Origin of the sequence: Micromonospora sp. CV4, assembly GCF_003667455.1 — a bacterium.
GTDB lineage: Bacteria > Actinomycetota > Actinomycetes > Mycobacteriales > Micromonosporaceae > Micromonospora.
Window position 1 is genome coordinate 1 of the sequence record NZ_RCVI01000104.1, and the last position, 4,558, is coordinate 4,558.

Genomic DNA, 4,558 nt, shown 5'->3' on the forward strand with positions numbered 1-4,558 from the left:
GGTGGGGAGGGTCGGGGTTGCGGTCAGGTGGGTGGGCAGGTTGGTGATGGTGCTGGCGCCGGTGCGGTCCACCGCGACGTTGACCGGGGTGCCGGCGAGGCGGAACCCGTTGACCGTGAGCGCGCCGAGCTCGGCTCCGGCCAGTGGCACCAGCTGGACCGTGCCGCCCGGCACGTCGGGGTAGAGCCCGGTGGCGGCCTGGAGCAGCACCACCGCGCTGGCCGCGGCCCAGGCCTGCGGCCGGCACGAGGCCGGGTACGGCACCGGGCGGTTCACCAGTGACCGGTCGTCGCCGCCGTACAGCTCCGGCAGCCGGTAGTCGAACGCCTCGGCGGCGGCGAGCAACCCTTCGGCCAGGCCGAGCGCGGCGTCCCGGTGTCCGGCCCGGGCCAGCCCGGCCAGCACGATCGCCGTGTCGTGCGTCCAGATCGAACCGCAGTGGTACGACAGCGGGCTGAAGCCGGCGTCCTCGGTGGACATGGTCCGCAGCCCGAAACCACCGGTCAGCGTGTCGGTGGTGAGCAGGCGGGCGACCTGGTCCTCTTCGTCGCCGGTGAGCAGACCGGTGCCGAGCAGGTGACCGATGTTGCTGGTCAGCGAGTCGACCGGCCGCTTGTCCCGGTCCAGGGCGAGCGCGGGCTGCGGCCCGTACCGGCCGTCAACCCAGAAGCTGTCCCGGAATCGGCGGGCCAGCGCGGCCGCGTGTGCACGCCAGCGGTCCCCGCCTGGGCGGTCGAAGGCGTCCAGCAGCGCGGCGCCGTTCACCGCCGCCTCGTGCGCGTACCCCTGCACCTCGGCCAGCACGATCGGCGCGGTGGCCAGCGAGCCGTCGTGGAACCGGACGGCATCGCCGGAGTCCTTCCAGCCCTGGTTGGACAGCCCGTGCCCGGTGGTGTCGACGTACTCGATGAGACCGTCGCCGTCCGGGTCGGCGTGCTCGCCGAGCCAACGCAGCGCGGCCTCCAGGTGCGGCAGCAGCGGCTCGATCTGCTCCGCCGGCAGGCCCCAGCGCCAGGCGTCGTGCAGCAGGTTGACCCAGAGCATGGTGGCGTCGACGGTGCCGTAGTAGACCGGTGGCAGGCGCAGCCCGTTGTCGGGCAGGGCGAGCTCGTGCCGGCGCAGCTCGTGCAGGATCTTGCCGGGGGCCTCGCCGGTGGCCGGATCGACCCGGGCGCCCTGTCGCCGGGCGAGCACCCGCAGGGTGCCGGCGGCCAGGTCGGTGCCGAGCGGCAGCATCATCCGGGCAGCCCAGAGGCTGTCCCGGCCGAACAGGGTGAGGAACCAGGGCACCCCGGCGCCGAGGAAGACGTCGCGGGGTGCGCCGGTCTCGGCCAGTCGCAGCCCGCGCAGGTCGTCGAGGCTGCGGTCGAGCAACCGGACCAGCCGCCGGTCGTCCGCGGTCACCTCAGGTCGGGACCAGTTCGGCTCGCCCGCCGGGCCGACGACCACGGCGCGCGGATCCTCGACGGTCAGGTGCCAGCGCAGCACCGTCTCGCCGCCGGGGGGCAGCTCGATCGGCCAGGCCAGCCGGGGCGTGGTGATCCGTTCTCCGGTGGCGAGCACGTCGGCTCCCGCGCCGGTGACGGTGACCGTGATTCCCTCCGCCGACCAGGTGAGCACGCCGGGCTGGCCGGTCTTGGCTTCGAGTGGCGCCGCGGCGCCGCCGGACTTGACCACCTCGATGGGCGCCAGGTCGCAGCCGAGGTCGACGCTGACGGTGGCGCGTACCGGAACGGTGGCGGTGGAGACGACCCGCAACTCCTCGGTGAGGCCGTCGCGGGTGGCCCGGCGGAGCCGGTCGATCCGGACGGTGGGGTCGGGCACGGGGTCGCCGAGCCAGCGCGCCAGGCTCACGAAGCGGGCCCCGTGCGGGCCGTCGTCGCCGCGGGTCAGCCCTTCCAGCTCGCGGTCGTCGACTCGTAGCTCGGCCCGGGAGAGCACCCTGGCGTCGGCGTGGAAGACGCCCTGTACGCCGGTCGGGCGGATCTGCCCGGTCGCGTCCCCCAGCGCGCTGGTCGGGGCGAGGACCACCCCCACCAACTCGTGCAGGAGGGGTTGCAGCTGGCGTTCGATCACGGTGTGGCTCCAGATCCTCAGGGTGCGGGGCGGACGTCTTGACAACGCGCCCCTGGCGGTGCAAAGTGCGAAACATTCCAGAAACTTGAACGATCTAATCCTGCCTTATCCAGATTGGATCGTTCAAGATGGCGAGAGGGATTAAGTGGCCGAAAAGGTGACCATCGCGACGGTGGCCCGGCACGCCCGAGTGAGCCGCCAGACGGTGTCCAACGTGCTCAACGCGCCGCACATCGTGCGGGAGGAGACCCGGCTGCGGGTCCAGGACGCGATCAGCGCGCTCGGCTACCGGGCCAACCAGGCCGCCCGGCAGATGCGCACCGGCCGGTCCCGGCTGATCGCCGCACGGATCGAGCCGACCCGCGACGGCATCAACGGCTCCGTGCTCGACCGCTTCCTGCACGGCCTCACTGAGACCGCCGACGCCGCCGGCTACCGGGTGCTGCTCTACACCGCCACCGACGACGAGCGGGAGATCGCCACCTACGACGACCTGCTGGGCACGTACGAACTGGACGCGTTCGTGCTCGTCGGCACCAAGTACGGCGACCCGCGTACCGCCTGGCTCGCCGGCCGGGACGTGCCGTTCGTGACCTTCGGCCGGCCGTGGGACGCGCTCGACGCCCACCCCTGGGTGGACGTCGACGGCGCCGCCGGCACGGCCCAGGCCACCCGGCACCTGCTGGCCGCCGGGCACCGCCGGATCGCGTTCATCGGGTGGCCCCTCGGCTCCGGCGTCGGCGACGACCGCCGGGCCGGCTGGCGTGATGCGCTGCGCGCCGCCGGCATCGACCCGACCGGGCTGCACCGGGAGACCGAGGACGGCATTGCCGAGGGTGAGCGGCTGATGCGCGACCTGCTCGTCAGCGTGGCGCCGACCGCCGTGGTCTGCGCCAGCGACTCGCTCGCCCTCGGCGCACTCCAGGCGATCCGCGGCACCGACCCGCCCGTGTCGGTGATCGGGTTCGACGACACGCCGGTGGCCGCGGCGGTCGGGCTGGCCAGCGTCAGCCAACCGCTCGGCGAGGCCGCCGCCCGGTGCGTGGACCTGCTCACCGGAGTGCTCGACGGCAACCACGAGACCCCCACCCACGTGCTGCTCCAGCCCGCGCTGGCGCTCCGGCACACCGCGTAGTCCCTTCCCCCACCAGGAGAAACCCATGGCACCTCGAACCCTCACCCGGGCGGCGGTGGCCGGCCTCGCCGCCGTCGCCCTCCTCGGCTCCGCGGCCTGCGGCAGTGGCTTCGACGACTCCTCCGGCGACGCCACCCAGTCCAGCGGCCCGGCCAGCCTGCAGATCCTGATCGGCTCCTCCGGCGAGGCGGAGACCAAGGCCGTCCAGGACGCCGCAGCGAAGTGGGCCGGCAGCTCCGGCAACACCGCCACCGTCACCCCGGCGCAGGACCTCACCCAGCAGCTCGGTCAGGGCCTCGCCGGCGGCACCCCGCCGGACGTGTTCTACGTCGACGCGGCCCGGTTCGCCGACTACGCCAGCGTCGGCGCCCTGGAGCCGTACGGCGACAAGGTCAGCAACCCGGGCGACTTCTACGAGAGCCTGCGCACCACGTTCACCTACGACGGCAAGCTGTACTGCGCGCCCAAGGACTTCTCCACCCTGGCCCTGCAGATCAACACCGACCTGTGGACCAAGGCGGGGCTGACCGACGCCGACGTGCCGACCACCTGGGACCAGCTCACCGCGACCGCCCAGAAGATCAAGGCCAAGGGTCAGGTCCCGCTGGCCCTCGGTGACACCCGCGACCGGATCGGCGCCTTCATGGTGCAGAACGGCGGCTGGCTGATGAGCAAGGACGGCAAGCAGGCCACCGCGGACACCCCGGAGAACCTGGCCGCCCTCCAGTACGTCAAGACCATGCTGACCACGGGCCTCGCCAAGTACCCGAAGCAGCTCGACGCCGGCTGGTCCGGTGAGGCGTTCGGCAAGGGCAAGGCCGTGATGACGATCGAGGGCAACTGGATCAAGGGCGCCCTCCAGAACGACTTCCCGAACATCAAGTACAAGGTCGTGCCTCTGCCGGCCGGCGCGAAGGGCCAGGGCACGCTCTCCTTCACCCAGTGCTGGGGCATCGCGGCGAAGAGCAAGTACAAGGACCAGGCGATCAAGTTCGTCGAGGCGATGACGAGCGGTGAGCAGCAGATGGCCTTCGCCAAGGCGTTCGGCGTGATGCCGTCCCGGCAGTCGGTGCGCGACCAGTACACCAGCGCCTTCCCGGCGGACAAGCCGTTCATCGACGGTGTCGCGCACGCCCAGGGCCCGGTGAACGCCCCGAAGATGGACAGCGTCCTCGTCGACCTGGACACCAGCCTCCAGGGTCTGGCCAACGGTGACCCGAAGACGGTGCTGCAGAACTTCGACAAGAACGCGAAGGCGGCGCTCGGCGCCAGCTGAGCCGGCAGCGGGGGCCCGGTGTCGGGCCCCCGCCTCGTCGTCGGCCCGAGTGAGGGAGGGAGGGAGGGGAG

General features: G+C 72.5%; 3 protein-coding genes. 2 read left to right on the top strand and 1 reads right to left on the bottom strand.

Annotation, left to right across the window (positions count from 1 at the left end):
- The coding region (locus EAD98_RS00915) for a glycogen debranching N-terminal domain-containing protein (RefSeq protein WP_121652202.1) at positions 1–2,076 on the bottom strand (2,076 nt) is incomplete at its 3' end.
- A 145-nt stretch (positions 2,077–2,221) separates the two neighbouring features.
- On the opposite strand from EAD98_RS00915, the gene EAD98_RS00920 reads away from it, so the two are divergent.
- Positions 2,222–3,211: a LacI family DNA-binding transcriptional regulator gene (locus EAD98_RS00920; RefSeq protein ID WP_121652203.1), complete on the top strand. Its 990-nt coding sequence runs from the start codon at positions 2,222–2,224 to the stop codon at positions 3,209–3,211.
- Between the two features lie 25 nt (positions 3,212–3,236).
- On the top strand, positions 3,237–4,487 hold the full coding sequence (locus tag EAD98_RS00925) for an extracellular solute-binding protein (RefSeq protein ID WP_121652204.1): 1,251 nt from the start codon (positions 3,237–3,239) through the stop codon (positions 4,485–4,487).
- The last annotated feature ends 71 nt before the right edge of the window (positions 4,488–4,558 follow it).

Bases quoted from the DNA above. Each gene is read 5' to 3' on its own strand.
- EAD98_RS00925 (WP_121652204.1), top strand. From the start codon at position 3,237: ATGGCACCTCGAACCCTCACCCGGGCGGCGGTGGCCGGCCTCGCCGCC.